This window comes from Janthinobacterium sp. CG_23.3 (assembly GCF_046115965.1).
Lineage (GTDB): Bacteria > Pseudomonadota > Gammaproteobacteria > Burkholderiales > Burkholderiaceae_D > Janthinobacterium.
Genome location: NZ_JBJXIB010000093.1, coordinates 1 through 24,724, shown reverse-complemented (window position 1 = coordinate 24,724; position 24,724 = coordinate 1). Strand labels below are relative to the sequence as shown.

Below are 24,724 nucleotides of genomic sequence, written 5' to 3'. Positions count from 1 at the left end.
CAGCAGCGTTCCCCAGCCGGCGCCTTCGGCGAAACTCAGCGTGGCCAGGTGGCCGGTGGAGAGACGCGACCCGCCGCCGCCGGGGGCGGCGGCGCTGGCGTCGTCGAGCAGGGCGTAGCAGCGGGCGTCGATGGCGGGATTCATGCCGAGCCGCGCTTGGACAGGTAGATGCCGAGCAGGAGCACGGCGCCGCCGGCCATCTGCACCGGGCCGATGGCTTCGTTGAAAATGACCCAGGCGGCCAGCGCGGCCGTCAGCGGCTGGATCAGCAGGCTGATCGACGAGAGCGACGACGGCAGGTGCGCGAAGGCGTAGGTGATGACGGTCTGGCCGCCGATCTGGCAGACCAGGGCCAGCCCCAGCAGCGGCAGCCAGGCGGCTGCCGACGCAGGCCAGAAGTCGCCCGGCATCAGCAGCGCGAACGGCAGCAGGAACACGGCGGTGATGCTGGTGCTCCAGGCCATCAGGCGCGCCGTCGAATAGCTGGCGCGGCCGTCCTTCACCGCCAGCTGGTAGGCGGCGTAGAAGCCGGCCACCAGCAGGCCCAGGCCGTCGCCCAGCAGGCGCGTGCCGCCCAGGCCGACGCTGGGGCCGACCAGCAGCACCGCGCCGGCCAGCGCCAGCGCCATGCCGAGCAGGAAGCCGCGCGAAAAGCGCGTCTTGTAGCGGTACCACAGCCAGGCGGCGATGCACAGCGGCGCCATGTTCGGCAGCAGCGTGGCGTTGGCGACGCTGGTGAAGTGCAGCGAGACGTGCCAGACGCCCATGTCGGCGGCGAAGAAGAAGCCGGCCAGCAGCAGCACCGTGCTGTAGTCGGTGCGCAGGCCGGCGGCGCGGTCGCCGCGCGCGCTGGCCCAGGCCCAGACCCACAGCATCGGCGCGGCCAGCGCCATGCGCCAGAACGCCGAGGCGACCGGGTTGACGTCGGACAGGCGCATCATGATGCCGGCGAAGCCGATCGCGGCGCCGCCCAGCAGCAGGGCGCAGAACGCCAGAACGGGGAAAGGCTTGAGCGGCATATCAGTTCAGCAGCATGGCGATCTGCAGCGCGGCGTCCTGCGTCGGGTGGAGTTTGAAGCCGCTCTTGGCGTAGCGGTGCCAGCGCCCGATGACGAAGCCGACCAGCATGCCGGCGCGCGCGCCGACCTCGGTTTCGTGCGCCTGGCCCTCGGCCGCGGCCAGCCGCAGCGCCTGTTTCAGCGCCAGCTCGACGCGGTCGTAGAACTGGTTCATGCGCTGCTGCAGGCGCTCGTCCTCGTTGACCAGGGCGTCGCCGATCAGCACCCGCGTCATGCCCGGATTGCTGCCGGCGAAGTTGAGCAGCATGCCGACGATGTCGCGCGTTTGCGCCAGGCCGTCGGCCTGCCTGTCGGCGATCTGGTTGATCAGGCCGAATACGCTCGACTCGATGAATTCGATCAAGCCCTCGAACATCTGCGCCTTGCTGGCGAAGTGGCGGTACAGCGCCGCCTCGGATACGCCCAGGCGGGCCGCCAGCGCGGCGGTGGTGATTTTTTCGCCCTTCGGTTGTTCCAGCATTGCGGCCAGAGCCTGGAGAATTTGCAGCCTGCGTTGGCCCGGCGGTGTGCTTGCCATGTGATGGTTGATCTCGTCTTAATAAAAAGGAAAGCCTTCAGCGCAGACGCTGCATGCGGGCGGGTAAATGTCTGACGGATTTTACTTTGACATCGACATAAGCGGGGCGATTTGACATCTTCGGCAGGCTGGCCATGCCGATCGGATCGGCCACGCGCAGGTACTGGGTGATCCAGACCGTGCGCATGCCCAGCGTTTTGGCGGTGCGCAAATTGGCCAGCGTATCCTCGACCAGGACGCAGCGGCGCGCCGTCAGGCCCTGCTTGCGCAGCAGGCTGCGCAGCATCAGCTTGGACGGCTTCGGGCGTAGCTGGCGGTGCACGTGCATCGATTCGATGGCGATGTGGTGCGAGAAGTGGCGCTGCAGGCCGAGGTGGCGCAGCACGTCGCGCGAATAGCGCCGCGGCGCGTTGGTGAGCAGGATTTTCCGCCCGGGCAGGCGCCGCAGCAGCTGCGCCAGGCCGCGTTCGGCGCGGATCATCGCCGTCAGGTCGTCCATCGCGTGGGTCTGGTGCAGGAAGTCGGCGGCGGCCACGTTGTGGTGCTTGACCATGCCGAGCAGGGTGGCGCCGTAGCGCCGCCAGTAATCGGCGCGGGCGGCGTTGACCACGGCGTCGCTGGCCGGCGTGACGCCGTCGCCCAGCACCCTGCCGATGTAGAGGTTCATGTTCGCCGTAATCGCCGGGAAGATCGCGTGCGAGGCGTCGTGCAGGGTGTTGTCGAGGTCGAACAGCCACACGGGGGCATTGCGGTTAAGATTTGGCACGGGAGTCTTTAGCAAAACGATCAGGAAAAAAATATGCGACGCCAGATTATAGTGATGTTCTGTACTTTGTTCTTGCTGGCGCCGGCGGCGCTGGCCGGGGCGCCGGCGCGGAAGGGCGCGCAGGCCAAGGCCACGGTGGTGGCGCCGAACCGCGGCGCGCTGTTCAAGGTCGAGGGCGGCGGCCACACGCTGTACCTGTTCGGCACCATCCATGTCGGCGCCGCCGACTTTTATCCGCTCGAAGCGCGCGTGACGGCGGCGCTGGCGCGCGCCAGCGTGCTGGCGCTGGAGGTCGACCCCGACGCCGACCCGGCCGCCGCCGCGCAGGCGCTGCGCCGCTATGGCATGTACGGCGCCGGCGGCGGCAGCGCGGCGGCCGACATCGCGCCGGCGTTCCGGCCGCGGCTGGCGGGGCTGCTGCGCCGCTACGGCATCGCGCCGGAGGCGGCCGCGCCGATGAAGCCGTGGCTGTTGGCCACCGTGCTGGCGATGAGCGAGTTCGCCGCGCACGGCTACCAGGCCGGCCTGGCGGTCGACTCGCACCTGGCGCAACAGGCGCGGGCGCGCAAGATACCGGTGCTGGAACTGGAGTCGACGGCCGGCCAGATGGCGCTGTTCGACGGCTTGACGGCGCCCGAGCAGGCGCGTTTCCTGGAGGAGGGCATCGCCGCCATCGAGGACCAGGAGCAGGCCAGGCAGGCCCGGGCGATCGCCCAGGCCTGGCGCGGCGCCGACGCCGCCGCGCTGGAGGCGCTGGCGCGCGAGGCGGCGGCCGACGACAGCTTCTCCGGTACATTCGTGCGGAAGGTGCTGCTGGAGCAGCGCAACCCGGTGCTGGCCGACGGCATCGCCGGCTTGCTGGCGCGCGAACGCGACAGCCTGGCGGCGATCGGCGTGCTGCACCTGGTCGGCCGGAACAGCGTGCCGGCGCTGCTGCAAGGTCGCGGCCTGCGGGTCGAACGGATTTATTGACGCGCGCGCGGACGCGGAATCAGTGCGTGGATGTAAGGTGTGCGGATTTACAACAGGGGCAGGAACGGAAAACGGTATGGGGGGCGCTGCGGGGATACTGCGGATGGTGCCCTTGACGTGGATCGAACACGTGGCCTCTCCCTTACCAAGGGAGTGCTCTACCACTGAGCTACAAGGGCGTTGCTGCCGCGGCGCCTGGTGAAGTGCGCCGCGTTTGCTTTAGTGCGAACGGATCATAGTGCCAAAAGCCTGTTCGGTCAACACTTCCAGCAATAATGAGTGTTCAATACGCCCATCAATGATGTGAACCGTGTTCACGCCGGACTTCGCGGCGTCCAGCGCCGATGAAATTTTAGGCAGCATGCCGCCGGAAATGGTCCCGTCGGCGAACATCTCGTCGATCTCGCGGGCCGACAGGTCGGTCACCAGATTGCCCTGCTTGTCCTGCACGCCGGCGATATTGGTCATCATGATCAGCTTTTCGGCCTTGAGGATTTCCGCGATCTTGCCGGCGACGACGTCGGCGTTGATGTTGTAGGCCTGGCCGTCCTGGCCGAAGCCGATCGGCGAGATGATCGGAATGAAGGCGTCGTCCTGCAGCGCCTTGACCACGGCCGGATTGATCGCCTCGATTTCGCCGACGAAGCCGATGTCGAGGAATTCGCCCGGCTTCTCGCGGTCCGGCATGCGCATCTTGCGGGCGCGGATCAAGCCGCCGTCCTTGCCGGTCAGTCCGACCGCCTGGCCGCCGTAGTGGTTGATCAGCATGACGATGTCCTGCTGCACCTCGCCGCCCAGCACCCACTCCACCACTTCCATGGTTTCCTCGTCGGTGATGCGGTGGCCCTGCACGAAGCTGCCTTGCTTGCCGATTTTCTTCAGCGCGTTGTCGATCTGCGGCCCGCCGCCGTGCACCACCACCGGATTCATGCCCACCAGCTTGAGCAGGATGACGTCGCGCGCGAAGCCGTGCTTGAGGCGCTCGTCGGTCATGGCGTTGCCGCCGTATTTGATGACGATGGTTTTGCCGTGGAAATTGCGGATATACGGCAGGGCCTCGGCCAGAATCTGCGCCTTGATCTGTGGCGCTACCGCCGTCAAGTCGTCAGTCGTGTCCAGGTTCAAGTTAGCAAATTGAGTCATGGCGGGTCCGGGAAAAATATTTTGGCGAATTTTACAGGGAAGATGCAAATCTTAGGAGGCATTATAGGGCCATCTTGTTGTATTTTCTCTGGCGATCAATTAGGCTGCCCTGATATGACCCCCGACACCACGCTCCACCGCCAGCTAGAGACCATGCGACCGCTGTTGGTCCGCTTCGCCATGTTGCAACTGCGAAACCAGGCGCTGGCCGAAGACGCCGTCCAGGACGCCCTCATCGCGGTGCTGGAAAAGCCCGAACGCTTCGCCGGCCAGTCCTCGCTGCGCACCTACGTGACCGCCATCCTGAAGTTCAAAATCATCGACAACCTGCGCCGCGGCGGGCGCGAACGGCAGATCGAGGTGGGCGACGGGCAGTCCGAGGACGACGCCATCGACGCGCTGTTTACCGCCGACGGCCACGCCACCGAGATGCCGCGCCAGTGGGGCGACCCGGAGCGCACGCTGGAGCAGAAGGACTTTTTCGCGGTGCTGGAGGTGTGCCTGGAGAAGTTGCCGGCCAAAACCGCGCGCGTTTTCATGATGCGCGAGTGGCTGGAACTGGAAACCGAAGAAATTTGTAAGGAATTGGCGATCACCACGTCTAATGCATGGGTGCTGTTGTACCGGGCGCGCATGCGGCTGCGCGAGTGCCTCGATTTGAACTGGTTTGGCAAGCGCCAGGCCGGCTGACCTTGGAGCGGCAATGACTACGCGAACAAAACCGGCCGGCCTGAAACCGACCTGCAGGGAAGTGCACCGCCTGGTGTCGGAGGGCATGGACCGCGACCTGTCGCTGGTGGAGCGGCTGCGCATGCGCCTGCACCTGATGGTGTGCCGCGCCTGCACCCGCTTCAACGGCCAAATGGGGCTGCTGCGGCGCGCCATGCGCAACTTCCCGCCCGACGCCGACGCCGACGCGCCCGGGCGCGAGCCGTGAGCGAGTGCGGCCGCTGCGGCGCCGCCTTCGGCTGCGCCATGGCCGACCCCGGCGCGGCCGAGCCGTGCTGGTGTACCGCGCTGGCGCCGGCGGTGCCGCTGCCGCGCGAGGCCGGCGCCGGCTGCTGGTGCCCGCAATGCCTGAAGCGGCACATCGACGCGCAGACGCCGCCGGCGGCCGGCGCGGCCGACATGTTATCGATAAAAAACGTGTAAACCCGCAGGCGTTTATCCCATAAAATAGCGGTATCGGCTGTTTTGCCGACACCTCTCTTTGAAAGCTTCCGATGTCAAGCGCAGTCGATTACCTGGGTTATGCCGCAGCTGCCTGCACCACTTGCGCCTTTATCCCGCAAGTGCACCTGGTGTGGCGCGAGCGCCAGGCCAAGGGCGTATCGCTGGGCATGTACATGATCCTGACGTTTGGCATTTTCCTGTGGCTATGCTACGGCTTGCTGATCGGCGCCTGGCCGGTGGTCATCGCCAACGGCCTGACGCTGGTGCTGGCCTCGGCCGTGCTGATCATGAAGTGGCACTTCGAGCGCCAGTCGCCCAATTAGCGGCCCGGCCACGCTTGCTTTGCGGCGCCCTACGGGCTGACCGTCTCGAAAAAGCGCATCATCTCGCGGCTGGCGTCCGGCCCCTTGCGGTCGGTGTAGGTGCCGCTGTCGCTGCCGCCCGACCAGGCGTGGCCGGCGCCGTGGATCACCCAATGTTCGCCCAGCGGCGTGCCGTCGACGTGGCGGTGGGTGGTGCGGGTGTAGCGGTGGCCGTTCGGCACGCTGCCCGAATCGACCGACGCCGCCGCCGCGCCCCGGCTCTGGCTGCGCAAACCCTGGGCCATCACTTCCTCGCCATTGCGCGGGTTGACGGTGGTGTCGCGGTCGCCGTGGAACACGATGATCGGCACGCCGCCCTCGGGCGCCTTGCGGCTGCCGCCGGAGCCGCCCTTCATCGCCGCCAGCGCCGACGGCAGGTCCTGCGCCGAGGCGAATGGCAGGCCGGAATGCACGCCGACCGCCGCGAACAGCTCCGGATACAGCGCCCCGACGATCACCGCCATGGCGCCGCCGGCCGACAGCCCGGCCACGTACACCTGGCGCCGGTCGACCGGCTGGCTGTCGATGATCTGCTGGGCGATGCCGGCGATGATCGACGGCTCGCCCTGGCCGCGCTGCTGGTCGAGCGCGTTAAACCAGTTCCAGCAGCGCGAATTGTTGGCGCTCTTGGCTTGCGCCGGATACACCACGAAGCACTGCTTTTCCTCGGCCACCGCATTCATCTGGGTGCCGTTGGCGAAATCGTCCGGGTTCTGGGTGCAGCCGTGCAGCATCACCACCAGCGGCATAGGCTGGCCCTTGAAGCTGCTGGGGATGTACAGCTTGTAGTCGCGGCTGCCGGCGTGGTTGCGGAAGGTGCCGCTGATGAACTGCGCGCCCGGCGCCAGTTCGGCCGGCGCGCTGGCGCCCATGCCGGCGCCCGGCATCTTCATGCCGCCCGGCAGCTCGAACGAATTCAAGTCGAACGCTGGCATCTCGAAACCCGGCTTGCCGGCGCCGTTCGGCACCCCCAAGCGTGACATGAAGTCCTGCGCGAACTCCTGCGCCATCTGCTGCGGCGTCTGGGCCGGGCGCGGCGGCGCCTCGGCGCCTTGCGCCTGCGGCTGTGGCGCGGCCTTGGCCGAGGCGCCCGGCGGCGGCGGATTGATGTCGTGCATCGGACGGGCCTGAGCCTGGGCCTGGGCTTGCGCCTGGCTCTGTGCCTGCGCTTGCGCCTGCAAACCGGCCAGCGCCTGCTGGATGGTTTCGGTGGCGGCGGCGGCGCCGCCCTTGCCAAACATTTTCTTGCTTGCTTCGCGCATTTGCGTGAGAAGTTTATTTGTGAATTTCATGGCCATCTTTCAAAAGTGCCGCGCGTGGCCCAGGCAACCCGAGGCCGGCCACATACGCTAGTGAATTCGCCCTGCCAGGGCGGCTTTAACAACGGCGCTTGCATGCAAGGCGCCTAATACAAAGATCGATTCAATGGTGGCCAGCGCCAGTTCCACCGAAACGTCGTTGGCGATACTGGCCAGGCCCAGCACCTGGATCTGCAAACGCTGGCCGGCGGCCTGCAGCGTTTCAAGGTCTTCGCGGGAGTAGTGCTGCAATCCCAGTACGAGGCTCTTGCGCGCCACGGTTTGCCGGACCACGTCGGCGTGCGTGTTCAGCTGGTTGCGGATCGCCGTGCGAATCAGATCGGTCCGGTTTGAATAAAAACCCTCCTGTACCAGCAAATCGATCTGGCCCAAGTCGATCGGACCCAGGTTGATCGTGATTTTTTCTGATTCCGCTATTTTTAACTTGCTCTCTGGCTTGCTCATATGTCCCCGTTACACTCCGTGTGGCATCCATGCGACATCTGTATGGATGGTAGTATAGGCCTGTCGGGATCGAAGTCAAGCGTGTTTTGGCCTAAAGCGGTATTTTTTTGTTGCCAACGGGGGAAGGCGGGCCTCAACGTAAGCCCATGATTTGATGAGAATTTTTCCTGGAGGAATTAAAACCGGCGGCGAAAGCGAGCGCCAAAGCCGGCGGCCAACACCGCCGGCCCAAACCGCCGGCTTAAACCGTAGGTCGGGTTAGCGCAGCGTAACCCGACAAGCGCCGCCGCGGTCAGTGCGCCTGGTGGCGGAAGGCGCGCACGCCCAGCAGTACGCCGGTGCACAGCAGCGCGATGCCGCCGACGATGGCCAGGCCCGGCAGGGCGCCGCGCAGGATGAAGGCGTACAGCAGCGCGAACAGGGTTTCGAAGACGATCAACTGGCCGCACAGCGACGTCGGCAGGCGCAGGCTGGCCTGGTTCCACAGCAGCGTGCCGAGCCAGGAGGCGGTCAGCCCGACCAGCAGCATCAGCCCGGCGAAGCGCAGCGGCTGCGGCCCCAGCGGAAAGTCGAAGCCGGTCTGGTTCAGGCTGGCGTAGGCGCCGTAGCCGAGCAGGCCGACCAGCGCCAGCGGCAAGGTCGCCAGCCCCTGCGCGGTGGCCCAGGTCATCGAACCGATCTGCGGATTGGCGCGCATGTGGCGCGAATTCATCACCGGATACCAGGTCCAGGCCGCCACGCCGCCGACGGCCAGCAGGCAGCCCAGCACGTAGTCGCCGGTGCTGCGCTGGCCGCCCGACTCGCGGAAGGCCTGCAGTTCGCTGGCGTTGACCAGCAACAGGCCGGTGAGAATGATCAGCAGCGACGGCGCCAGACGGCGCCAGGCCACGCTTTCAGACGGATGGCCGGGGCGCCAGTTGGAAAACACGGCAATCGCCACCGGCAGCGTGCCGATCAGCATGGTCGGCAGCGGCGAGCCGGCCAGCTGGATCGAGCTGGCCAGCATCGCGTAGTACAGCAGGTTGCCGATGAAGGCCAGCTTGAGCGCGTAGCGCCAGTCGGCGCGCGACAGGGCGCGCATGCGCTTGCGGTCGAACCAGGCCGGCACCAGCGCGATCAGGCCGAACGCCACGTAACGGCCGAACGACAGCACCATGCCAGGATAGTCGCCGAGCATCAGCGGCACGACGAAAACCAGCCCCCACAACAGCCCCGCGCCGAGCGCGCACATCACGCCGATCAGCACGGCGCCTCCGGGGTAATGTTGGTCGATACCGTCGTTGTTGTCATCATCTTCACCGCTTGCCGAGAAACTAAAACACCAGCTTAGCGGTCTTCAGCGCGGCGGTCTTGTACCAATTTGCTGTTGATACTGCGCCGGGGTGACGCCGTAGCTGCGCTTGAACCAGCGGTTCAGGTGGCTCTGGTCGGTCAGGCCGACGGCGCCGGCGGCCAGCGCCGGGCTGACGCTGCGCGCCAGCATGCCCTTGGCGCGCAGCACCCGGCGCGCCTGCACGTACTGCTGCGGCGTGCAGTTGAAGGTGGCGACGAAGACGCGCACGAAATGGAATAGCGACAGGTTGGCCTCGGCCGCCAGCGTCTCAATGCGCAGGCTGCCTTCGAGGTTGGCCTCGATGCAGTCGAGCACGCGGCGCATCGCCAGCGAGCGGCGCATCCGCGCCGGCGAAGCGGTCGGCTCGGCGCGCACCTTGGCGCCGTAGCGCGCCACCAGCGCGTCCACCAGCACCGTGAATTCACAGGTGAAGGCGACGTCGTCGCCGGCCTGCCACATGCGCGCGAACACGCCGCGGTAGGCGCGCGCCAGTTGCGGGTCGTGCACCGCCGCCTGCGGGAAGTAAACCTCGGTGCCGGTCAGCGCGCGCAGCGTGTCCGGCTCGATGTAGAGCATCTGGTAGGTCCAGCCGGCGGCGCTTTCGGCCTGGCCGGTGTGGACCTCGTCGGCGTTCAGCGTAACCAGGGTGTCGGCCGGCGCCACGTGGTCGCTGCCCTTGTAGCGGAAGCGCTCGACCCCGGCTTCGATGGCGCCCAGCGAATAGCTCTCGTGGACGTGCGGCGCGAAGGCGTGGTCGACCAGGCGCGCCGTATACAGCTCGACGCCGGGCAGGTGCGGACTGGCTTTGAAGCGGACGAATTCGCTGGGGTGGCGGAACATGGTGGTGGACTGGGACTTGGGCTGCGGCTGCGGCGCGGGAATCCACTGTACACCGGCGCGACGGCGGGCGTGCCGGCGCGCGCGTTTCGCGGCATAATGGCGGCTGATCCCGCCACCCCGACCCCTTCCATGACTCCCGACCTGCCACCAGAGGCGCCGGTGCCCTCGCCCTGTATCAGCCTGTGCAAGATGGACCAGGACAGCGGCCTGTGCCAGGGCTGCCTGCGCACCATCGACGAAATCATCCAGTGGAGCGGCGCCGACGACGACTTCAAGCGCGGCGTCTGGGCCGAGATCCGCCGCCGCGAACAACTGATCCATTTTGATTAAGGACACCCATGTCTTTCTATAAGCCGAACCAGGCCGTCAGCGGCCCCGCCTACGGCGCCGGTTTCAAGGTTTTCGCCAGCGTGGTCACGCTGGTCCTGCTGGCCTACGGCGCCAGCGTCGCGCTGCGCTTCCCGCTGATGCAGTACGGCCTGGCCATCAAGGCGCTGCTGCTGGGCTCGGTCGTCATGCTGGGCGTCAGTTATTACTGGTTCCTGCGCGCCCGCACCACCATCGACGCCACCGGCATCCGTCAGAGCTGGCTGTACGACAAGCACGTCGACTGGAGCGACGTGCGCGGCGCGAAAATGATCGGCATTCCCTTCCTGTCCTGGTTGTTCCCGCCGCGCATGGTGGTGCGCACCGGCACCGCGTTCACCACCTTCAACGGCGGTTCGCGGGAAGTGCTGATTGAATTCGCCAAAATCTCGCTGGCGTTCCAGATGAAGCGATGATGGCGCTGCCGGACGCGGTCCGCGTGTTGGAGCGCGGCTGGCTGTCGTCAAACAACATCCTGCTGGTCGGCCCGGACGACACCGCGCTGATCGACAGCGGCTACCTGCTGCACGCGCCGCAAACGCTGGCGCTGGTGCGGCACGGCCTGCAAGGGCGGCCGCTGGACCGCCTGCTCAACACCCATCTGCATTCCGACCACTGCGGCGGCAACGCGGTGCTGCAGGCGCACTACGGCTGCCACACCGCGATCCCGCTCGCCGAGGCCGACAAGGTGCGGCGCTGGGACGTCGAGGCGCTTAGCTTCAAGGCCACCGGCCAGCAGTGCGAGCGCTTCGGCTTCGACGCCACCGTCGCGCCGGGCGAGGTGCTGCGCCTGGGCGGGCTGGAATGGCAGGCGCTGGGCGCGCCGGGGCACGACCCGCACTCGCTGATCTTTTACTGCGCCGCCGAACGCATCCTGATCTCGGCCGACGCGCTGTGGGAAAACGGCTTCGGCGTCATCTTCCCCGAACTGGAGGGGAAATCCGGCTTCGCCGAAACGCGCGCGACGCTGGAACTGATCGGCGGGCTGGACGTGCGGCTGGTGATCCCTGGGCACGGCGCGCCGTTCGGCGACGTCGCCGGGGCGCTGCGGCGCGCCCATTCGCGGCTGGACTACCTGGCTGCCGACCCGCTGCGCAACGCCCAGAACGCGATCAAGGTGATGCTCAAGTTCCTGCTGTTGGAGCGACAACGGATCGCGCTGGCCGAATTGCCGGCGGTGCTGGCGGCGATGCCGGTGTTCGACGAAGCCAACCGGCGCTTCCTGCGGCAGTCGCCGCAGGCGCTGGCGCAGTGGGTGGTCGAACAACTAATGAAGGCCGGCGCGGCGCGCATCGAGGGCGAGCACTTACTCAACGAAGCGTAACCCCGGGGACAGACCACGATTTCCGAACAAGATTGCCCGAAAATCGTGGTCTGTCCCCGGGTTCCCGCGCAGGGCTTCATCCGAGCCAGCGCCTTAAATTCAGCACGTTCGTACTTTTTTTTACTTTATAATCGTTGCAAGTCAATCCGATCAACTTTTCGTCTGCGAGTCCGACATGGCCCTGCCACTAGCGTTGCAAAACCTCTCCCTTCCCGTCATCGGTTCGCCGATGTTCATCGCCAGCGGCCCGGCGCTGGTGGCGGCCCAGTGCAAGGCCGGCATCGTCGGCTCGTTTCCGGCGCTGAACGCGCGCCCGGCCGCGCTGCTCGACACCTGGCTCACCGAGCTGCAGGCGGAACTGGCCGAATACAAGGCCGCCAACCCGGACGCCAAGATCGGCCCGATCGCCGTCAACCAGATCGTGCACCAGTCCAACGACCGCCTGGCGCACGACGTCGAAGTGTGCGTGGCGCACAAGATCCCTATCATCATCTCCTCGCTGCGCGCGCCGCCGAAGGAAATGCTGGACGCCATCCACAGCTACGGCGGCATCGTGCTGCACGACGTGATCTCGATCCGCCACGCGAAAAAGGCGCTGGAAGCGGGCGTCGACGGCTTGATCCTGGTGGCCAGCGGCGCCGGCGGCCACGCCGGCACGCTGTCGCCGTTCGCGCTGGTGGGCGAGGTGCGCAAATTCTTCAAGGGTCCGCTGGCGCTGTCGGGCTCCATCGCCACCGGCGACGCCATCCTGGCGGCGCAGGCGATGGGCGCCGACTTCGCCTACATCGGCTCGCGCTGGCTGGCGACCAAGGAATCGAACGTCGACGACAGCTACCGCGACGCCATCGTCGAATCGGCGGCGGCCGACATCGTCTACACCAACCTGTTCACCGGCGTGCACGGCAACTACCTGAAAAAATCCATCGTGGCGGCGGGGCTGGACCCGGAAGCGTTGCCGGAAGCGGACAAGAGCGCGATGAACTTCGGCTCCGGCAGCGCCAAGGCCTGGCGCGACATCTGGGGCGCGGGCCAGGGCGTGGGCTTGATGCACGACGTGCCGACGGTGGCCGAGATGGTGGCGCGCCTGAAGGAGGAATACGACGCCGCGCGCGCCCGCCTGAGCCTGTAACGCAGCCGAAGCGCGCCGCGCGCGAAAAAACCAGCGGCAAAGAACCGGCGCCAAGGCGGGAAGGCCAGACCTTCAGGTCTGGCCCCGGGGTTACGCCTCTGGTTTAGCCGAATATTACGGCGCGGTGCTCAGGTCTTCAGGCCGCAGCGCCCACAGGCCCGGCAAATTGCGCCAGTAGCCGTAAGCGTCCATCCCAAAGCCGACCACGAAACGGTTCGGTATCACCAGACCGACGATATCGGCCTTGCACGGCTTGGCCTTGCCGATCGCCTTGTCGGCGAACACCGCCAGCACCACCTCGGCGGCGCCCATATCGAGCAGGCGCTGCTTGACGTGCGCCAGCGTTTCGCCCTCGTCGAGGATATCGTCGAGCACGATGACGGTGCGCCCGGCAACATTGGAGCGCGGAATCACCTTCCACACCACCTCGCCGCCGCGGTCGTCGTCGCCGTAGCGGCTGACATGGATATAGTCGAACTCCAGCGGAAACGTCAGCTGCGGCAGCAGGTTGCCGGTGAACACCACCGCGCCGCCCATTACCCCGAGCACCAGCGGGAACTCGTCGCAGGCGGGGTCGTTGAAACGCGTGTTGAGCACGCCGGCCATGCGCGCGACCGCCGCCTGCACCGCCTGCTGGTCGAACAATAACTCCGCGTTTTTAATCAGGGCGCGGGCCCGAGCGTGATGAAATTCTTGCATGATTTTTGGGCAAATAGTGAATCCCGATATTATCCCGCAAATCCCACACCTCTGGGGTCAGGTCTCGATATGACGGTTTTCCTGTCGCCATATAACAAATCCGCCATGTCGAGACCTGCCCCCGGGGTGGTTGCCCGGCTCAGCTGTAGTCGCGGACGTCGTCGATGGCTTTGCCGTCGCCCGGCAGGCTGCCGCGCGCGACCATGCGCACTTCGCCGCGCAGTTTGGTCACTTCGCGGATGCTGTCGACGATGGCCAGCGCGCCGACCGCGCCCGCCGCGTCGTCCATTTCGCAGTGCAGCGTCATGGTTTCGTCGGCCACCCGCCCCGACACCACCAGCCGCGCCTTGAGGATTTCCGGGTGGCGCTGGGCGATGTCGTGCACCTGCGACGGGTGCACGAACATCGCGCGCACCTTGGTCGACTGGTCGGCCCGCCCCAGCCAGCCTTTGATGCGGGTGTTGGTGCGCCCGCACGGCGCCGCCGCCGCGCCCGCCACGATGGCCGACAGGTCGCCGGTGGCGAAGCGGATCAGCGGATAGTCGGGGTTGAACACCGTGACCAGCACTTCGCCGATGTCGCCCGGCGCCACCGGGTCGCCGCTGCCGGGGTGGACGATTTCCAGCAGCACGTCCTCGTCGAGCACCATGCCGGGGTTGATCACCCCCGCGCTGGCCGTCTCGTAGGCGATGCTGCCGATGTCGGCCGAGGCGTAGGTCTGGAACACGTGCGGCACGCCGTTCGCCCGGAACCAGGCGCGCAGCGATTCGGGCAGCGCCTCGGCGCCCATCAGCGCGCGTTGGACGCTGCTGATGTCGGCGCCCATGTCGCGCGCCTTTTCAATGATCAGCTTGAGGAACGAGGGCGTGCCGACGTAGGTGTCGGGCTTCAGGTCGGCCATCGCCAGCACCTGCATCTCGGTCTGGCCGCTGCCGGCCGGGATCACGGTGCAGCCGATGCGCATGGCGCCGCCCTCGACCATGAAGGCGGCCGGCGTGAAGTGGTAGGAGAAGCAGTTTTGCAGCAGGCCGCCGGCGCGCACGCCGGCCGCGTACATCGGCCGGGCGAAGCGCCACCAGTCCCGCCCGCGCCCCTCGGGGTCGTAGATCGGCCCGGGCGACATGAAGACGCGCGACAGTTCGGCGGTGGCGGTGCGGTTCAGGCCGCCGAACGGTTTGCGCTCCCGCTGCAGGCGCTTCAGGTCGGACTTGCGCGTCACCGGCAGCCGCGCCAGCGCGGCGCGGCTGTCGACCGTGGCCGAGTCGACGCCGTCGAGTATGCGGCCCCAGCCCGGCGCGCCCTGCGCCAGGGCCACCAGCGCCGGCAGGCGCGCCATCAAATCGCGTTCGCGCTCTTGCGGGGCGCGCAGCTCAAGGCTGTCGAGCGTATCGGTCATGCTTGCGGCCCTCCCATGTCATGTTGCAGTTTTTTAGTCAGTTTGGCGAACACCAGTTGGTACGAGCGCAGCAGCAGGGCCGCCGCCTCGGCGTCGTCGAGCGCGTCCGCGCCGCTGACGCGCACCCATTTCGCCCGCGCCAGATACGGCGCCGGCATGATGCCGGGGCGGTCGGTCAGCTCCAGGAAGCGTTGCTCCTCGACCTTGAAGCTGATGCCGGGCGGATCGCCGGCGCCGCTGGCGACGGCGAACATTTTCAGGCCGACCGAGAACACGATGTCGCCGCCCCATTTGACGTCTTCGACCGCGCCCGGCAGCGCGCGGCACACGGCTTTGGCTTGTTCCAGGTTCATCTGCTTCCCCTCACGCCAGCCAGCGTTTGCGGCGGCGGTAAAATTTCATGTCGCGAAAGCTCTTGCGGCCGGCGCCGGAGACGCCCAGGTAGAACTCCTTGACGTCCTCGTTGCTGGCCAGTTCGCTGGCCCGGCCCTCCATCACGACGCGGCCGTTCTCCAGGATGTAGCCGAAGTCGGCGTAGCGCAGCGCGACGTTGGTGTTTTGCTCGGCCAGCAGGAAGGAGACGTTTTCCTTGTGGTTCAGGTCCTTGACGATGCCGAAGATCTCGTCGACGATCTGCGGCGCGATGCCCATCGACGGTTCGTCGAGCAGGATCATCGACGGTTTGGCCATCAGCGCGCGGCCGATCGCGCACATCTGCTGTTCGCCGCCCGAGGTGTAGCCGGCCTGGCTGGCGCGGCGCTCCTTCAGGCGCGGGAAGTAGTGGTAGACCTTGTCGAGCGATTCCTTCAGCTCGGCGCGCGAGATCTGCCGCGTATAGGCGCCGGTCAGCAGGTTTTCCTCGATGGTCAGGTGGCCGAAGCAGTGGCGCCCCTCCATCACCTGCGACAGGCCGCGCTTGACCAGTTCGTTCGGCGTCAGGTTGTCGACGCGCTCGCCCTTGAACTGCACCTCGCCCTTGGTGACGTCGCCGCGCTCGCCGCGCAGCAGGGTCGAGATGGTTTTCAGCGTGGTCGATTTGCCGGCGCCGTTGGCGCCCAGCAGGGCGACGATTTTCCCTTGCGGCACCTGCAGCGACACGCCTTTCAAGACCAGGATCACGTGGTCGTAGATGACTTCGATGTTGTTGACCGACAGGTAGGGCTGGGCGGCGGTGGCGGTGGCTGTTGTCATGGCTGTTTTTCGTTGTTGGGACGGTGGGGGGCCGCGGGCGCGCGCGCCAACGGCCCGCTGACGCCTACTTCAGGCAGGCCGGGGTGATGCCTTTTTCGGCCGCGTATTTGGCCGCCGACTCGTCCACCAGCTTGCGCGTCAGCGCCTTGTCGCCAATGATCCAGTTCGGCGTGATGGCGTTCCACTTTTTGCCGTCCCACTGCTGCACCTTCACCGCGCCCGAGCCTTCATGGTCGTCGCAACTGGTTTTCACCGGCGGGAACATGCCCAGCGCGCCGATCGCCTTCTGCCGCGCGTCGTCGACGTTGAGGTTTTCCAGGCCCCAGCGCACCTGCTCGCCGGTCATCGCCTTGCCCTTGCCGAAGCGTTCCTGGGCGGTGCGGATGGCCTCGATCCACAGGATGCCGGCGGTGACGCCGCGCATGTGGTAGACCGAGTTGACGCGCGACTGGTCGGCCAGGTTGCCCTTGCCGGCGGCGTAGAGTTTTTTGCGGATGTCCTCGATTACCGGGTAGGTGCCCGGCGTGTTGAAGGTCATCGTGCTGTAGCCCTTGGCGGCGTCGCCGGACGGGATGGTGTCCTCCTCCGAACCGGCCCACCAGACGCCCAGCATCTTCTCGCGCGGGAAGCCGTTGCGCTGCGCGGTCTTGATGGCCACCGAGTTCATCACGCCCCAGCCCCACAGAATCACGTAGTCGGGATTGGCCTGGCGGATCTGCAACCACTGCGATTGCTGCTCGCTGCCCGGCGGCGCCACCGCGATCTTCACCAGCTCGAAGCCGTACTGCCTGGCCTGCGCCTCCAGCACCGGCAGCGGCTCCTTGCCGAAGGCCGAGTCGTGGTACAGGTGGACGATTTTTTTACCCTTCAGCTTGTCCATGCCGCCGCTCTTGTCGCCCAGGTACTTGACCATGCCGGCGGCCTGGTTCCAGTAGCTGGCGATGAGCGGGAAGACGTAGGGGAAGGTCTTGCCGTTGGCGGCGTCGGAGCGGCCGTAGCCTATCGTCGTCATCGGGATCTTGTCCTGGGCGATGCGGTCGAGGATGCCGTAGGCGACGCCGGTCGACAGCGGCTCGACCAGGGTGGCGCCGCCGTTCTTGGTTTTCAGGCGCTCATAGCATTCGATGCCGCGCGAGGGGTTGTACTCGGTTTCGCATTCCTCCCAGCTGATCTTGACGCCGTTGACGCCGCCGGACAGGTTGACCAGGTTGAAGTAGTCGATGATGCCGCCGAAAAAGCCGGAGCCGCCGGCCGCGTACGGGCCGACCCGGTACGACGGCAGCGCGATGAACTGGTCGTCCGCCAGCGCGCTGCCGGCGATACCCATGGCGGCGCTGGCGACGGCGGCGCTGAACAACAGTGTTTTGACGCTTTTCATTGTGTCTTCTCCAAGTAGATACATCCAAACATTCGACCGCGTTCCGGGTCGCTCCGCGCGCTGGTTCTTAGTGCGGGAACGGCCACAGACGCAGTTTCTCTTTACCTATTTGCCACAAACGCGCCAGGCCGTGCGGCTCGACGATCAAGAAAAAGATAATCAGGGCGCCGAACACCATCAGCTCCAGGTTCGAGGCCACGTTGGTCGGCAGCGACAGCGCGTGCGCCAGGATGTTGAGGAAGATCGGCAGCAGCACGATGAAGGCGGCGCCCAGGAAGGAGCCGAGGATAGAGCCGACGCCGCCGATGATGATCATGAACAGGATGCGGAACGACAGGTCGAGGTTGTAGGCTTCCGGCTCGACGGTGCCGAGGTAGGCGTAGGCGTACAGCGCGCCGGCCACGCCGCAGTAAAACGAGCTGACGGCGAAGGCCAGCAGCTTGGTGCGCATCGGCCGGAAGCCGATCACCTCGGCCGCCATGTCCATGTCGCGCACCGCCATCCAGGAGCGCCCGACGTTGGAGCGGATCATGTTCTTGGCCAGCAGCGCCATCGTCGCGACGATCGCCAGCACCAGCAGGTATTTGCTGGCCGGGCTGTCGAAGCGGTAGCCGAGGATGGTGATTTTCTGCGCCGTGATCACGCCGGAGCTGCTGTAGTTGGTCAGGTAGGGGATCTTGGTCAGGCACCAGACCACGAAGAACTGCGTGGCCAGCGTCGACGCCGCCAGGTAGAAGCCGCGGATGCGCAGCGACGGCAGGCCGAAGGCGATGCCGACCATGGCCGCGCACAGGCCGCCCAGCACGAAGGCCAGCAGGATCGGCATGCCGGGCATGCGCGCGACGAAGTTATAGGAGGCGAAGGCGCCCACCGCCATGAAGGCGGCGCTGCCCAGCGACAGCTGGCCGCAGTAGCCGGTCAGGATGTTCAGGCCGAGCGCGGCCAAGGCGAAGATCAGGAAGGGGATCATGATCGCCGACAGCGTGTAGGGCGAGGCCAGCAGCGGCAGCGCCAGCAGCGCCACGGCCAGCGTGGCGGCCAGGGCGATGCGGTCCTGGCGGATCGGGAAGATCTGGTTGTCGGCCTGGTAGCTGGTCTTGAATTGTCCTGCTTCGCGGTAGATCATTTTTGTCCTTGGTGAATAGCTGGTGCTGTCGCGCCAGCATTGTCGGCTTACGCGCGCGGTGCGCGCCAACCCGACCTAGGTTTGCTCGCGCCGCACTGTCGCCGCTGCCGTTATATCCGGCGGATGATTTTTTCGCCGAACAGGCCCTCCGGGCGCACCAGCAGGAACAGCAGCGCCAGCACGTACGGGAACCAGCCTTCGATGCCGCCGCCGACCAGCGGCCCCAGGTATACCTCGGCCAGCTTTTCCGAGGCGCCGATGATCAGGCCGCCGACGATGGCGCCCGGCACCGAGGTGAAGCCGCCCAGGATCAGCACCGGCAGCGCCTTCAGCGCGATGAAGGTCAGCGCGAACTGGACGCCGTTGCGGGCGCCCCACAGCAGGCCCGCCACCAGCGCCACCAGCCCGGCCACCGACCACACCACCGCCCAGATGCGTTGCAGCGGAATGCCCACGGCCAGCGCGGCCTGGTGGTCGTCGGCCACCGCGCGCAGTGCCCGGCCCACCTTGGTCTTCGAGAACAGCAGCGCCAGCGCCGTCACCAGCAGCGCGCAGATGGCCGCCGCCACCACGTCGAACTGCGAGACGATGATGTTGAACTTGTCCATCAAATACTGGATCGGCACGTCCTCGATCGGCAGCTCCAGCTTGTGCACCTGCGAGCCCCACATCAGCTGCGCCAGGCCCTCGATGAAGAAGGCCAGGCCGATGGTGGCCATGAACAGCGTGATCTCGGGCTGGTTCACCAGCGGGCGCAGCACCACCCGCTCGATCGCCAGGCCGAGCGCGACCATCACGGCGATGGTCAGCGGGATCGCCAGCCACAACGGGACGCCGAATTTGTCGATGATGCCGACGCAGGTGAGGGCGGCGAAAAACACCATCGCGCCCTGGGCGAAGTTGAACACGCCGGAGGCCTTGTAGATCAGCACGAAGCCGATCGCCACCAGCGCGTACATGACGCCCGACAGCAGGCCGCCGATCAGCACTTCGAAGAAAAAATTGATGTTCATCTGCGTCCCTTAATGCGTGGTGCCGAGATAGGCGTTGATGACGTCCCGGTTGCCGCGCACCTCGTCGGGGGTGCCGTCGCCGATCTTCTTGCCGTAGTCGAGCACCACCACGCGGTCCGAGATGTCCATCACCACGCCCATGTCGTGCTCGATGAGGACAATGGTGGTGCCGAACTGGTCGTTGACGTCGAGGATGAAGCGGCACATGTCCTGTTTTTCTTCGACGTTCATGCCGGCCATCGGTTCGTCCAGCAGCAGGATCTCCGGCTCGGCCGCCAGCGCCCGGCCCAGCTCGACGCGCTTTTGCAGCCCGTACGGCAGGCGTCCGACCGGCGTCTTGCGGATCGCCTGGATTTCCAGGAAGTCGATGATCTGCTCGGCCTTTTCGCGGTGGGCGATTTCCTCGCGCCGCGCCGGGCCCCAGTACAGCGCCTGCAGCAGGAAATGCGAGCTCATCTTCAGGTTGCGCCCCGTCATGATGTTGTCGAGCACCGTCATGCCCTTGAACAGCGCGATGTTCTGGAAGGTGCGGGCGATGCCGGACTTGGCCGCCGCGTAGCAGTCCATGTTCTTGCGCTGCTCGCCGCGGTAGAGGATCGAGCCCCGCTGCGGCCGGTAGACGCCGTTGATCACGTTCAGCATCGAGCTTTTGCCGGCGCCGTTCGGGCCGATGATGGCGCGGATCTCGTGCTTGCGCACGTCGAAGGAGATGTCGGTCAGCGCCTTGACGCCGCCGAACGACAGCGAAATGTTGTTCAGTTCCAGGATCACCGGGCCGCTCTGGCGGGCGGCGCCGAAACGGGTGTCGGGTTCGTTCATTAACATGGTGTCGCGCTCCGTCATGCCGCTGCTGTTGCGATGGCCGGGAAGGTCTTGCTGTCCCAGATTTTCAGGTCGGCGCTGCTGACGCCGACGCGGCCGTCCTCGAACTTCACCTGGATCTCGATGAACTGCGAGGCCTTGCCCTGGTACAGCGCGTCGATCAGCGCGGCGTACTTCTCGGCGATGAATGTGCGGCGCACCTTGCGCGTGCGGGTCAGCTCGTCGTCGTCCGGGTCGAGTTCCTTGTGCAGCACCAGGAAGCGGTGGATCTGCGTGCCGGCCATCAGCGCCTCGCCGGCCAGCTCCAGGTTGACCTGCTCGATGCAGTCGCGCACCAGCGCGTAGGTCTGCTCGTGCGCGGCCAGGTCGGTGTAGCCGGCGTAGGCGATGCCGCGCCGCTCCGACCAGTTGCCGACCGCCTCGATGTCGATGTTGACGAAGGCGCAGACCTGGTCGCGGGCGTGGCCGAAGGCGACCACCTCCTTGACGAAGGGGAAGAACTTGAGCTTGTTCTCGATGTAGTTCGGGGCGAAGATGGCGCCGTCGTTCATGCGTCCGACGTCGGCGGCGCGGTCGATGATCTTCAAGTGGCCCTGGGCGTCGAACAGGCCGGCGTCGCCGGTGTGGAAGTAGCCGTCGGCGTCGATCACCTCGGCGGTGGCGTCGGGCCGCTTGTAGTAGCCGCTCATGGTGGCCGGCGACTTGACCAGCACCTCGCCGTTGGCGGCCAGCTTGACCTCGACGCCGGGCGCCGGCAGGCCGACGCTGTCGAACTTGATGTTGCCGTCCGGTTGCAGGCAGACGTAGGCGCAGGTTTCGGTGGAGCCGTACAACTGCTTCAGGTTGACGCCGATGGAGCGGTAGAAGCGGAACAGGTCGGGGCCGATGGCGGCGCCGGCGGTGTAGGCCACGCGCACCCGCGACAGGCCCAGCACGTTCTTCAGCGGGCCGTACACCAGCAGCCGGCCGAGGCCGTAGGCCAGGCGGTCGCGCGCCGGCACCGCCTTGCCGTCGAGGATGTCGGCGCCGCAGCGCTTGGCCACCGCCATGAAGTGGCGGAACATGCGCCGCTTCAGGGCGCCGGCGTCCTCCATGCGTATCATCACGCTGGTGAGCATGTTTTCAAACACCCGCGGCGGCGCGAAGTAGCAGGTCGGGCCGATTTCGCGCATGTCGATCATCACCGTGTCGCCGGACTCCGGGCAGTTGACGGTGAAGCCGGCCACCATCGCCTGCGCCAGCGAAAACAGGCAGTCGCCGACCCAGGCCATCGGCAGGTAGGACAGGATGTCCTCGTCCTCGCCGAGGCGGTCGAACTCGACGCCGCCGCGGCCGGCCGCCAGCAGCGCGGCGTGGCTCTGGCACACGCCCTTGGGCTTGCCGGTGGTGCCGGAGGTGTACAGGATGATGGCGGTGTCGGAGCCGGCGCCGGCCGCCACCGCCGCGTCGAAGAAGCCGGGGTGCTCGCGGTCGTAGGCGCGCCCCAGTTGCTGCAGCGCGGCGAAGGAGAGCAGCTCGCGCTGGTGGTAGTGGCGCATGCCGCGCTCGTCGTCGAAGACGACGTGGCGCACGCCGGCGTACCACTGCTTCACTTCCTGCAGCTTGTCGACCTGTTCCTGGTCCTCGACGATGGCGTAGGCGATGTCGGCGTTTTCCAGCACGTAGGCCATGTCGGCCGCCGGGGCGTCCTGGTACAGCGGCACCGGCACGCCGCCGAGGCACTGCGCCGCCAGCATCGCCCAGTACAGGCGCGGCCGGTTGTCGCCGACGATGGCCAGGTGCATGCCGCGGCCAAAGCCGAGCGCGGCCAAGCCGCAGGCCAGCGCCCGCACCTCGTCGTTGACCTCGGCCCAACTCCAGCTCTGCCAGATGCCCAGGTGCTTTTCCCTGAACGCGGGCTTGCCCGGCCGTACCTTCCCATGCTCCAATAGACGGAGGGGGAAAGTCTGCGTTGTCGCCACTTCAAATGTCTGCACCAGCGTCTCCCTGTTGCTTTTGTTCCAGAGCGGCGCCGCCTGAGCGGTAAGTCGCGCAATGGTTCGTGTTTTTGTGTGATGATATTAGCTTGCGTTGGTCCGCCGTGTTGTCTTTTCGGGGACATTTGCCCCACTTTCCATGCTGCGTTGCACAATGATATCGACTGAAACAAGTTTGCAAGAGGCGCTGCGCGCGGCCATCTGGGCGCGCACGCTGACCCCGGGGCAAATGGCGCGCGTCGAGGCCGATACCTTCGAGACCTTCGTGCCGAAGGGCGGCTTCGTCTGCCGCAAGGGCGAGGTGGTGGACAACTGGATCGGCATCGTCGGCGGCATGGTCAAAATGAATAATTTCTCGCCCTGCGGCAAGAGCGTGACCTTCACCGGCGTGCCGCCCGGCGGCTGGTTCGGCGAAGGCTCGCTGCTGAAGAACGAGCTGCGCAAATACGACGCGATGGCGCTGCGCGACAGCCGCATCGCGCGCATGCCGGCGGCCACCTTCCACTGGCTGCTCGACACCAGCCTGCCGTTCACGCGGTTTTTGCTGATGCAACTGAACGAACGGCTCGGCCAGTTCATCGGCATGGTTGAAAACGAGCGCCTGCTCGACCTCAACACCCGGGTGGCGCGCTGCCTGGCGTCGATGTTCCATTCGCACCTGTATCCGGGGATTGAACAACTGGTGCAGATTTCGCAGGAAGAGCTCGGTTTGCTGTCGGGTTCGTCCCGCCAGCGCGCCAACCAGGCCCTGCAGGTGCTGGAAAAGCACGGCCTGTTGCGGCTCGACTACGGCGGCATCCGCGTGCTCGACCTGGAGGGCTTGCGGCGCTACGAGGCGGCGGCGGAGTAGGCGGTGTGAATAATTCCGAGCGGCGCGTTACATTTCTTGACGGCAATATTATTTCGTCCGACAATACACGCGGACAACATGGTGGCGGATGCGGCGGGGCGGCGCGCGCGTGCCAATAGGGGAGAAGTGCGATGATGGACGAATACGTTTTGGGTTTGTACTGGAAGGGCAATCCGTTGACCCTGCGCCAGTACGCCGACAAGGTGCGCGAGTTCCTGGAGTTCCTGGCGCAGACCCACCCGGTGTTCGAGTCCATGGAATGGGTCGGCGAAGACGAGTCCGAGCCGGTCGTCAAGCTGAGTCCGAAGCTGTCCAACCTGGACAAGCTGATCTACAAGCACGCCGGCGTGAGCGACCAGGTCTACAACGTCGCCAATCCGGACGGCTCGCCGGTGTGGGCGTCGGTCGGCTGGCGCGGCTTCCAGATGAACTTCGTCAATTGCGGCTCGGCCGAGGACGGCATGGTGGCCGTCAACATCCACGCCGGCAAGAGCTCGGAGCAAGTGTTCAACACGGTGACGATCCAGTTCCCCACGTCCGACCACCTGAATTTCCCGCATCCCGAGTTTTACATCTTTGGTTTCATCCGCGACCTGTTCGTCGACGCGATCAAATTCTGGCAGCCGGAAAGGGCGCGCATCTTTTCCTTCGATTTCGCCGAGGCGGTCGAGACCGGCAAGCCCTACGTCGGCGGCTGGCTGGTGTACGTGGCCGACCCGCTGGCGAAAAAACTGGGCAAGGACCCGGACCTGGTCGACTTCCGCGTCGAGCCGGTCGGCGGCGTCGACGGCGCGCTGCTCAGCTTCAAGGACGAGATCGTCTTCGTCAACGACGACGTCCACGTCGAAAAGGCCAAGCGCCTGCGCGCCAAGCTGATCGCGCAAAAACTGGTGTAGCCTGCCGCGGCCCGGTCGGGAAACCATGGCGCACGGCGCCGCGGCGCGGACGGGTCCTTTTATTTAGAAATTAATATTTTCTATGAGGCAATATTTGCGGTAGACTCTGGGCTGCGTAATTTTTATGGCAATATTTTATATGCCACATCTTATGGAGTTTACCGTGAAACAAAACAAATTTGGCAATCTGCTGCTTGCCGCACTGATGGCCGCCACCCTCGCCGGCTGCGCCACTGAAACCTCGCAAGCGCTGGTGCTACCCACCGCCGCCGCGGCGAACCGCGCCCCCGCCGGTACGCGCGCCCTTATCTCTGTCGGTAAATTCGATAACCGTTCCAGTTTCATGCGCGGTATTTTCTCCGACGGCGTGGATCGCCTGGGCGGCCAAGCCAAAACGATCCTGATTTCGCACATGCAGCAAACCAATCGCTTCAATGTATTGGACCGCGATAATATGTCCGAGCTGAAGCAGGAATCAGACTTCAAAAAACAATCCCAGTCGATTAAAGGCGCCGAGTGACTGTTCAGCCGCTATGCGGCAAGCGGGATAGGATTACCGTTGAAGGCCCGGAGCAGAACCTCAAGCATGCCATGGCCTTGCTTGCGTAGC

At 66.0% G+C, this 24,724-nt stretch carries 28 protein-coding genes, 1 tRNA gene and 1 pseudogene; 12 read left to right on the top strand and 18 right to left on the bottom strand.

Annotated features, from left to right (window positions below):
- Nucleotides 1-140 precede the first annotated feature (140 nt).
- Genes ACFDR9_RS19620 through ACFDR9_RS19610 form a run of 3 tightly spaced genes read right to left on the bottom strand, consistent with a single transcriptional unit; the run spans nucleotide 141 to nucleotide 2,362 of the window.
- Nucleotides 141-1,019 carry a DMT family transporter gene (locus tag ACFDR9_RS19620; RefSeq protein WP_017878113.1) on the bottom strand — a complete coding sequence of 293 codons (879 nt, stop codon included), beginning with the start codon at nucleotides 1,017-1,019 and terminating at the stop codon, nucleotides 141-143.
- 1 nt (nucleotide 1,020) lies between these two features.
- On the bottom strand, nucleotides 1,021-1,596 hold the full coding sequence (gene slmA, locus ACFDR9_RS19615) for a nucleoid occlusion factor SlmA (RefSeq protein WP_409032084.1): 576 nt from the start codon (nucleotides 1,594-1,596) through the stop codon (nucleotides 1,021-1,023).
- A 37-nt stretch (nucleotides 1,597-1,633) separates the two neighbouring features.
- Nucleotides 1,634-2,362 (bottom strand): pyrimidine 5'-nucleotidase, encoded by a 729-nt coding sequence (locus ACFDR9_RS19610; RefSeq protein ID WP_409032083.1) that lies wholly within the window; start codon nucleotides 2,360-2,362, stop codon nucleotides 1,634-1,636.
- A 33-nt stretch (nucleotides 2,363-2,395) separates the two neighbouring features.
- Here ACFDR9_RS19610 and ACFDR9_RS19605 point away from each other — a divergent pair, with 33 nt between their 5' ends.
- A complete protein-coding gene (locus ACFDR9_RS19605) occupies nucleotides 2,396-3,334 on the top strand; it encodes a TraB/GumN family protein (RefSeq protein WP_026133193.1) in 939 nt (312 codons plus the stop codon).
- A gap of 104 nt (nucleotides 3,335-3,438) precedes the next feature.
- On the opposite strand, the gene ACFDR9_RS19600 is transcribed toward ACFDR9_RS19605, so the two are convergent.
- Both ACFDR9_RS19600 and argB read right to left on the bottom strand, forming a co-directional pair.
- Nucleotides 3,439-3,513: transfer RNA gene (locus ACFDR9_RS19600), tRNA-Thr, on the bottom strand.
- Between the two features lie 40 nt (nucleotides 3,514-3,553).
- Nucleotides 3,554-4,477, bottom strand: a complete 924-nt coding sequence (argB, locus tag ACFDR9_RS19595; RefSeq protein ID WP_051068331.1) for an acetylglutamate kinase — start codon at nucleotides 4,475-4,477, stop codon at nucleotides 3,554-3,556.
- Nucleotides 4,478-4,591: 114 nt separating this feature from the next.
- Between argB and ACFDR9_RS19590 the strand changes: the two genes are divergently transcribed.
- The 4 genes from ACFDR9_RS19590 to ACFDR9_RS19575 all read left to right on the top strand — a co-directional run bounded on the left by ACFDR9_RS19590 (nucleotide 4,592) and on the right by ACFDR9_RS19575 (nucleotide 5,973).
- Nucleotides 4,592-5,167: a sigma-70 family RNA polymerase sigma factor gene (locus ACFDR9_RS19590; RefSeq protein WP_017878108.1), complete on the top strand. Its 576-nt coding sequence runs from the start codon at nucleotides 4,592-4,594 to the stop codon at nucleotides 5,165-5,167.
- A 13-nt stretch (nucleotides 5,168-5,180) separates the two neighbouring features.
- Complete coding sequence (locus ACFDR9_RS19585; protein ID WP_409032082.1) at nucleotides 5,181-5,414, top strand: zf-HC2 domain-containing protein; 234 nt, start codon at nucleotides 5,181-5,183, stop codon at nucleotides 5,412-5,414.
- Nucleotides 5,411-5,629 (top strand): cysteine-rich CWC family protein, encoded by a 219-nt coding sequence (locus ACFDR9_RS19580; RefSeq protein ID WP_409032081.1) that lies wholly within the window; start codon nucleotides 5,411-5,413, stop codon nucleotides 5,627-5,629. The genes ACFDR9_RS19585 and ACFDR9_RS19580 overlap by 4 nt, the downstream gene beginning before the upstream one ends.
- Nucleotides 5,630-5,700: 71 nt before the next feature.
- Nucleotides 5,701-5,973 (top strand): SemiSWEET transporter, encoded by a 273-nt coding sequence (locus tag ACFDR9_RS19575; protein WP_026133192.1) that lies wholly within the window; start codon nucleotides 5,701-5,703, stop codon nucleotides 5,971-5,973.
- A 29-nt stretch (nucleotides 5,974-6,002) separates the two neighbouring features.
- Here ACFDR9_RS19575 and ACFDR9_RS19570 read toward each other — a convergent pair whose 3' ends face one another.
- From ACFDR9_RS19570 to ACFDR9_RS19555, 4 genes are all read right to left on the bottom strand, one after another.
- Nucleotides 6,003-7,304 (bottom strand): PHB depolymerase family esterase, encoded by a 1,302-nt coding sequence (locus ACFDR9_RS19570; protein ID WP_409032080.1) that lies wholly within the window; start codon nucleotides 7,302-7,304, stop codon nucleotides 6,003-6,005.
- A 57-nt stretch (nucleotides 7,305-7,361) separates the two neighbouring features.
- Nucleotides 7,362-7,775 (bottom strand): CopG family transcriptional regulator, encoded by a 414-nt coding sequence (locus ACFDR9_RS19565; protein WP_017878103.1) that lies wholly within the window; start codon nucleotides 7,773-7,775, stop codon nucleotides 7,362-7,364.
- Between the two features lie 292 nt (nucleotides 7,776-8,067).
- Nucleotides 8,068-9,021: a DMT family transporter gene (locus tag ACFDR9_RS19560; RefSeq protein WP_409032079.1), complete on the bottom strand. Its 954-nt coding sequence runs from the start codon at nucleotides 9,019-9,021 to the stop codon at nucleotides 8,068-8,070.
- A 90-nt stretch (nucleotides 9,022-9,111) separates the two neighbouring features.
- Nucleotides 9,112-9,948: an AraC family transcriptional regulator gene (locus tag ACFDR9_RS19555; protein ID WP_017878101.1), complete on the bottom strand. Its 837-nt coding sequence runs from the start codon at nucleotides 9,946-9,948 to the stop codon at nucleotides 9,112-9,114.
- Between the two features lie 129 nt (nucleotides 9,949-10,077).
- Between ACFDR9_RS19555 and ACFDR9_RS19550 the strand changes: the two genes are divergently transcribed.
- The 4 genes from ACFDR9_RS19550 (at nucleotide 10,078) to ACFDR9_RS19535 (ending at nucleotide 12,767) form a co-directional block, all read left to right on the top strand.
- Nucleotides 10,078-10,278: a DUF1289 domain-containing protein gene (locus ACFDR9_RS19550; RefSeq protein ID WP_026133190.1), complete on the top strand. Its 201-nt coding sequence runs from the start codon at nucleotides 10,078-10,080 to the stop codon at nucleotides 10,276-10,278.
- 8 nt (nucleotides 10,279-10,286) lie between these two features.
- Entirely contained in the window at nucleotides 10,287-10,730 is a 444-nt protein-coding gene (locus ACFDR9_RS19545) for a hypothetical protein (RefSeq protein ID WP_017878099.1), read from the top strand.
- Nucleotides 10,727-11,638, top strand: coding sequence for an MBL fold metallo-hydrolase (locus tag ACFDR9_RS19540; RefSeq protein WP_409032078.1), 912 nt, complete (start codon nucleotides 10,727-10,729; stop codon nucleotides 11,636-11,638). Before ACFDR9_RS19545 ends, ACFDR9_RS19540 begins: the two co-directional genes overlap by 4 nt.
- A gap of 175 nt (nucleotides 11,639-11,813) precedes the next feature.
- Nucleotides 11,814-12,767: a nitronate monooxygenase family protein gene (locus tag ACFDR9_RS19535; protein WP_026133189.1), complete on the top strand. Its 954-nt coding sequence runs from the start codon at nucleotides 11,814-11,816 to the stop codon at nucleotides 12,765-12,767.
- A gap of 114 nt (nucleotides 12,768-12,881) precedes the next feature.
- Here ACFDR9_RS19535 and ACFDR9_RS19530 read toward each other — a convergent pair whose 3' ends face one another.
- The 9 genes from ACFDR9_RS19530 to ACFDR9_RS19490 all read right to left on the bottom strand — a co-directional run bounded on the left by ACFDR9_RS19530 (nucleotide 12,882) and on the right by ACFDR9_RS19490 (nucleotide 22,371).
- The gene (locus ACFDR9_RS19530) at nucleotides 12,882-13,466 is read right to left on the bottom strand and encodes a hypoxanthine-guanine phosphoribosyltransferase (protein ID WP_026133188.1); all 585 of its coding nucleotides are present in this window, start codon (nucleotides 13,464-13,466) and stop codon (nucleotides 12,882-12,884) included.
- A 139-nt stretch (nucleotides 13,467-13,605) separates the two neighbouring features.
- A complete protein-coding gene (locus ACFDR9_RS19525) occupies nucleotides 13,606-14,862 on the bottom strand; it encodes a phenylacetate--CoA ligase family protein (RefSeq protein WP_409032077.1) in 1,257 nt (418 codons plus the stop codon).
- On the bottom strand, nucleotides 14,859-15,215 hold the full coding sequence (locus tag ACFDR9_RS19520) for an MmcQ/YjbR family DNA-binding protein (RefSeq protein ID WP_409032076.1): 357 nt from the start codon (nucleotides 15,213-15,215) through the stop codon (nucleotides 14,859-14,861). The genes ACFDR9_RS19525 and ACFDR9_RS19520 overlap by 4 nt, the downstream gene beginning before the upstream one ends.
- Nucleotides 15,216-15,225: 10 nt before the next feature.
- Nucleotides 15,226-16,053: an ABC transporter ATP-binding protein gene (locus ACFDR9_RS19515; protein WP_409032075.1), complete on the bottom strand. Its 828-nt coding sequence runs from the start codon at nucleotides 16,051-16,053 to the stop codon at nucleotides 15,226-15,228.
- Between the two features lie 64 nt (nucleotides 16,054-16,117).
- Nucleotides 16,118-17,431: an ABC transporter substrate-binding protein gene (locus ACFDR9_RS19510; protein ID WP_409032074.1), complete on the bottom strand. Its 1,314-nt coding sequence runs from the start codon at nucleotides 17,429-17,431 to the stop codon at nucleotides 16,118-16,120.
- A 67-nt stretch (nucleotides 17,432-17,498) separates the two neighbouring features.
- Nucleotides 17,499-18,557: a branched-chain amino acid ABC transporter permease gene (locus ACFDR9_RS19505; RefSeq protein WP_409032073.1), complete on the bottom strand. Its 1,059-nt coding sequence runs from the start codon at nucleotides 18,555-18,557 to the stop codon at nucleotides 17,499-17,501.
- Between the two features lie 110 nt (nucleotides 18,558-18,667).
- The gene (locus tag ACFDR9_RS19500; RefSeq protein WP_409032086.1) at nucleotides 18,668-19,564 is read right to left on the bottom strand and encodes a branched-chain amino acid ABC transporter permease; all 897 of its coding nucleotides are present in this window, start codon (nucleotides 19,562-19,564) and stop codon (nucleotides 18,668-18,670) included.
- Nucleotides 19,565-19,579: 15 nt separating this feature from the next.
- Nucleotides 19,580-20,395, bottom strand: a complete 816-nt coding sequence (locus tag ACFDR9_RS19495; RefSeq protein WP_409032072.1) for an ABC transporter ATP-binding protein — start codon at nucleotides 20,393-20,395, stop codon at nucleotides 19,580-19,582.
- A 14-nt stretch (nucleotides 20,396-20,409) separates the two neighbouring features.
- Nucleotides 20,410-22,371 (bottom strand): AMP-dependent synthetase/ligase, encoded by a 1,962-nt coding sequence (locus ACFDR9_RS19490; protein WP_409032085.1) that lies wholly within the window; start codon nucleotides 22,369-22,371, stop codon nucleotides 20,410-20,412.
- 151 nt (nucleotides 22,372-22,522) lie between these two features.
- On the opposite strand from ACFDR9_RS19490, the gene ACFDR9_RS19485 reads away from it, so the two are divergent.
- The 3 genes and pseudogenes from ACFDR9_RS19485 to ACFDR9_RS19475 all read left to right on the top strand — a co-directional run.
- Nucleotides 22,523-23,218 (top strand): Crp/Fnr family transcriptional regulator, encoded by a 696-nt coding sequence (locus ACFDR9_RS19485; protein ID WP_409032071.1) that lies wholly within the window; start codon nucleotides 22,523-22,525, stop codon nucleotides 23,216-23,218.
- 131 nt (nucleotides 23,219-23,349) lie between these two features.
- Nucleotides 23,350-24,114 carry an Imm52 family immunity protein gene (locus tag ACFDR9_RS19480; protein WP_409032070.1) on the top strand — a complete coding sequence of 255 codons (765 nt, stop codon included), beginning with the start codon at nucleotides 23,350-23,352 and terminating at the stop codon, nucleotides 24,112-24,114.
- A 151-nt stretch (nucleotides 24,115-24,265) separates the two neighbouring features.
- Nucleotides 24,266-24,631 (top strand): annotated as a pseudogene (locus ACFDR9_RS19475) (CsgG/HfaB family protein); the annotation flags it as partial.
- Nucleotides 24,632-24,724 lie beyond the last annotated feature (93 nt).

What these genes read in the sequence shown, in the direction of transcription:
- ACFDR9_RS19620 (WP_017878113.1), bottom strand. Translation starts at nt 1,019, where the DNA reads ATGCCGCTCAAGCCTTTCCCCGTTCTGGCGTTCTGCGCCCTGCTGCTG.
- slmA (WP_409032084.1), bottom strand. Translation starts at nt 1,596, where the DNA reads ATGGCAAGCACACCGCCGGGCCAACGCAGGCTGCAAATTCTCCAGGCT.
- ACFDR9_RS19605 (WP_026133193.1), top strand. Translation starts at nt 2,396, where the DNA reads ATGCGACGCCAGATTATAGTGATGTTCTGTACTTTGTTCTTGCTGGCG.
- argB (WP_051068331.1), bottom strand. Translation starts at nt 4,477, where the DNA reads ATGACTCAATTTGCTAACTTGAACCTGGACACGACTGACGACTTGACG.
- ACFDR9_RS19590 (WP_017878108.1), top strand. Translation starts at nt 4,592, where the DNA reads ATGACCCCCGACACCACGCTCCACCGCCAGCTAGAGACCATGCGACCG.
- ACFDR9_RS19585 (WP_409032082.1), top strand. Translation starts at nt 5,181, where the DNA reads ATGACTACGCGAACAAAACCGGCCGGCCTGAAACCGACCTGCAGGGAA.
- ACFDR9_RS19575 (WP_026133192.1), top strand. Translation starts at nt 5,701, where the DNA reads ATGTCAAGCGCAGTCGATTACCTGGGTTATGCCGCAGCTGCCTGCACC.
- ACFDR9_RS19570 (WP_409032080.1), bottom strand. Translation starts at nt 7,304, where the DNA reads ATGAAATTCACAAATAAACTTCTCACGCAAATGCGCGAAGCAAGCAAG.
- ACFDR9_RS19565 (WP_017878103.1), bottom strand. Translation starts at nt 7,775, where the DNA reads ATGAGCAAGCCAGAGAGCAAGTTAAAAATAGCGGAATCAGAAAAAATC.
- ACFDR9_RS19555 (WP_017878101.1), bottom strand. Translation starts at nt 9,948, where the DNA reads ATGTTCCGCCACCCCAGCGAATTCGTCCGCTTCAAAGCCAGTCCGCAC.
- ACFDR9_RS19550 (WP_026133190.1), top strand. Translation starts at nt 10,078, where the DNA reads ATGACTCCCGACCTGCCACCAGAGGCGCCGGTGCCCTCGCCCTGTATC.
- ACFDR9_RS19545 (WP_017878099.1), top strand. Translation starts at nt 10,287, where the DNA reads ATGTCTTTCTATAAGCCGAACCAGGCCGTCAGCGGCCCCGCCTACGGC.
- ACFDR9_RS19540 (WP_409032078.1), top strand. Translation starts at nt 10,727, where the DNA reads ATGATGGCGCTGCCGGACGCGGTCCGCGTGTTGGAGCGCGGCTGGCTG.
- ACFDR9_RS19535 (WP_026133189.1), top strand. Translation starts at nt 11,814, where the DNA reads ATGGCCCTGCCACTAGCGTTGCAAAACCTCTCCCTTCCCGTCATCGGT.
- ACFDR9_RS19530 (WP_026133188.1), bottom strand. Translation starts at nt 13,466, where the DNA reads ATGCAAGAATTTCATCACGCTCGGGCCCGCGCCCTGATTAAAAACGCG.
- ACFDR9_RS19525 (WP_409032077.1), bottom strand. Translation starts at nt 14,862, where the DNA reads ATGACCGATACGCTCGACAGCCTTGAGCTGCGCGCCCCGCAAGAGCGC.
- ACFDR9_RS19520 (WP_409032076.1), bottom strand. Translation starts at nt 15,215, where the DNA reads ATGAACCTGGAACAAGCCAAAGCCGTGTGCCGCGCGCTGCCGGGCGCG.
- ACFDR9_RS19515 (WP_409032075.1), bottom strand. Translation starts at nt 16,053, where the DNA reads ATGACAACAGCCACCGCCACCGCCGCCCAGCCCTACCTGTCGGTCAAC.
- ACFDR9_RS19510 (WP_409032074.1), bottom strand. Translation starts at nt 17,431, where the DNA reads ATGAAAAGCGTCAAAACACTGTTGTTCAGCGCCGCCGTCGCCAGCGCC.
- ACFDR9_RS19505 (WP_409032073.1), bottom strand. Translation starts at nt 18,557, where the DNA reads ATGATCTACCGCGAAGCAGGACAATTCAAGACCAGCTACCAGGCCGAC.
- ACFDR9_RS19495 (WP_409032072.1), bottom strand. Translation starts at nt 20,395, where the DNA reads ATGTTAATGAACGAACCCGACACCCGTTTCGGCGCCGCCCGCCAGAGC.
- ACFDR9_RS19485 (WP_409032071.1), top strand. Translation starts at nt 22,523, where the DNA reads ATGATATCGACTGAAACAAGTTTGCAAGAGGCGCTGCGCGCGGCCATC.
- ACFDR9_RS19480 (WP_409032070.1), top strand. Translation starts at nt 23,350, where the DNA reads ATGATGGACGAATACGTTTTGGGTTTGTACTGGAAGGGCAATCCGTTG.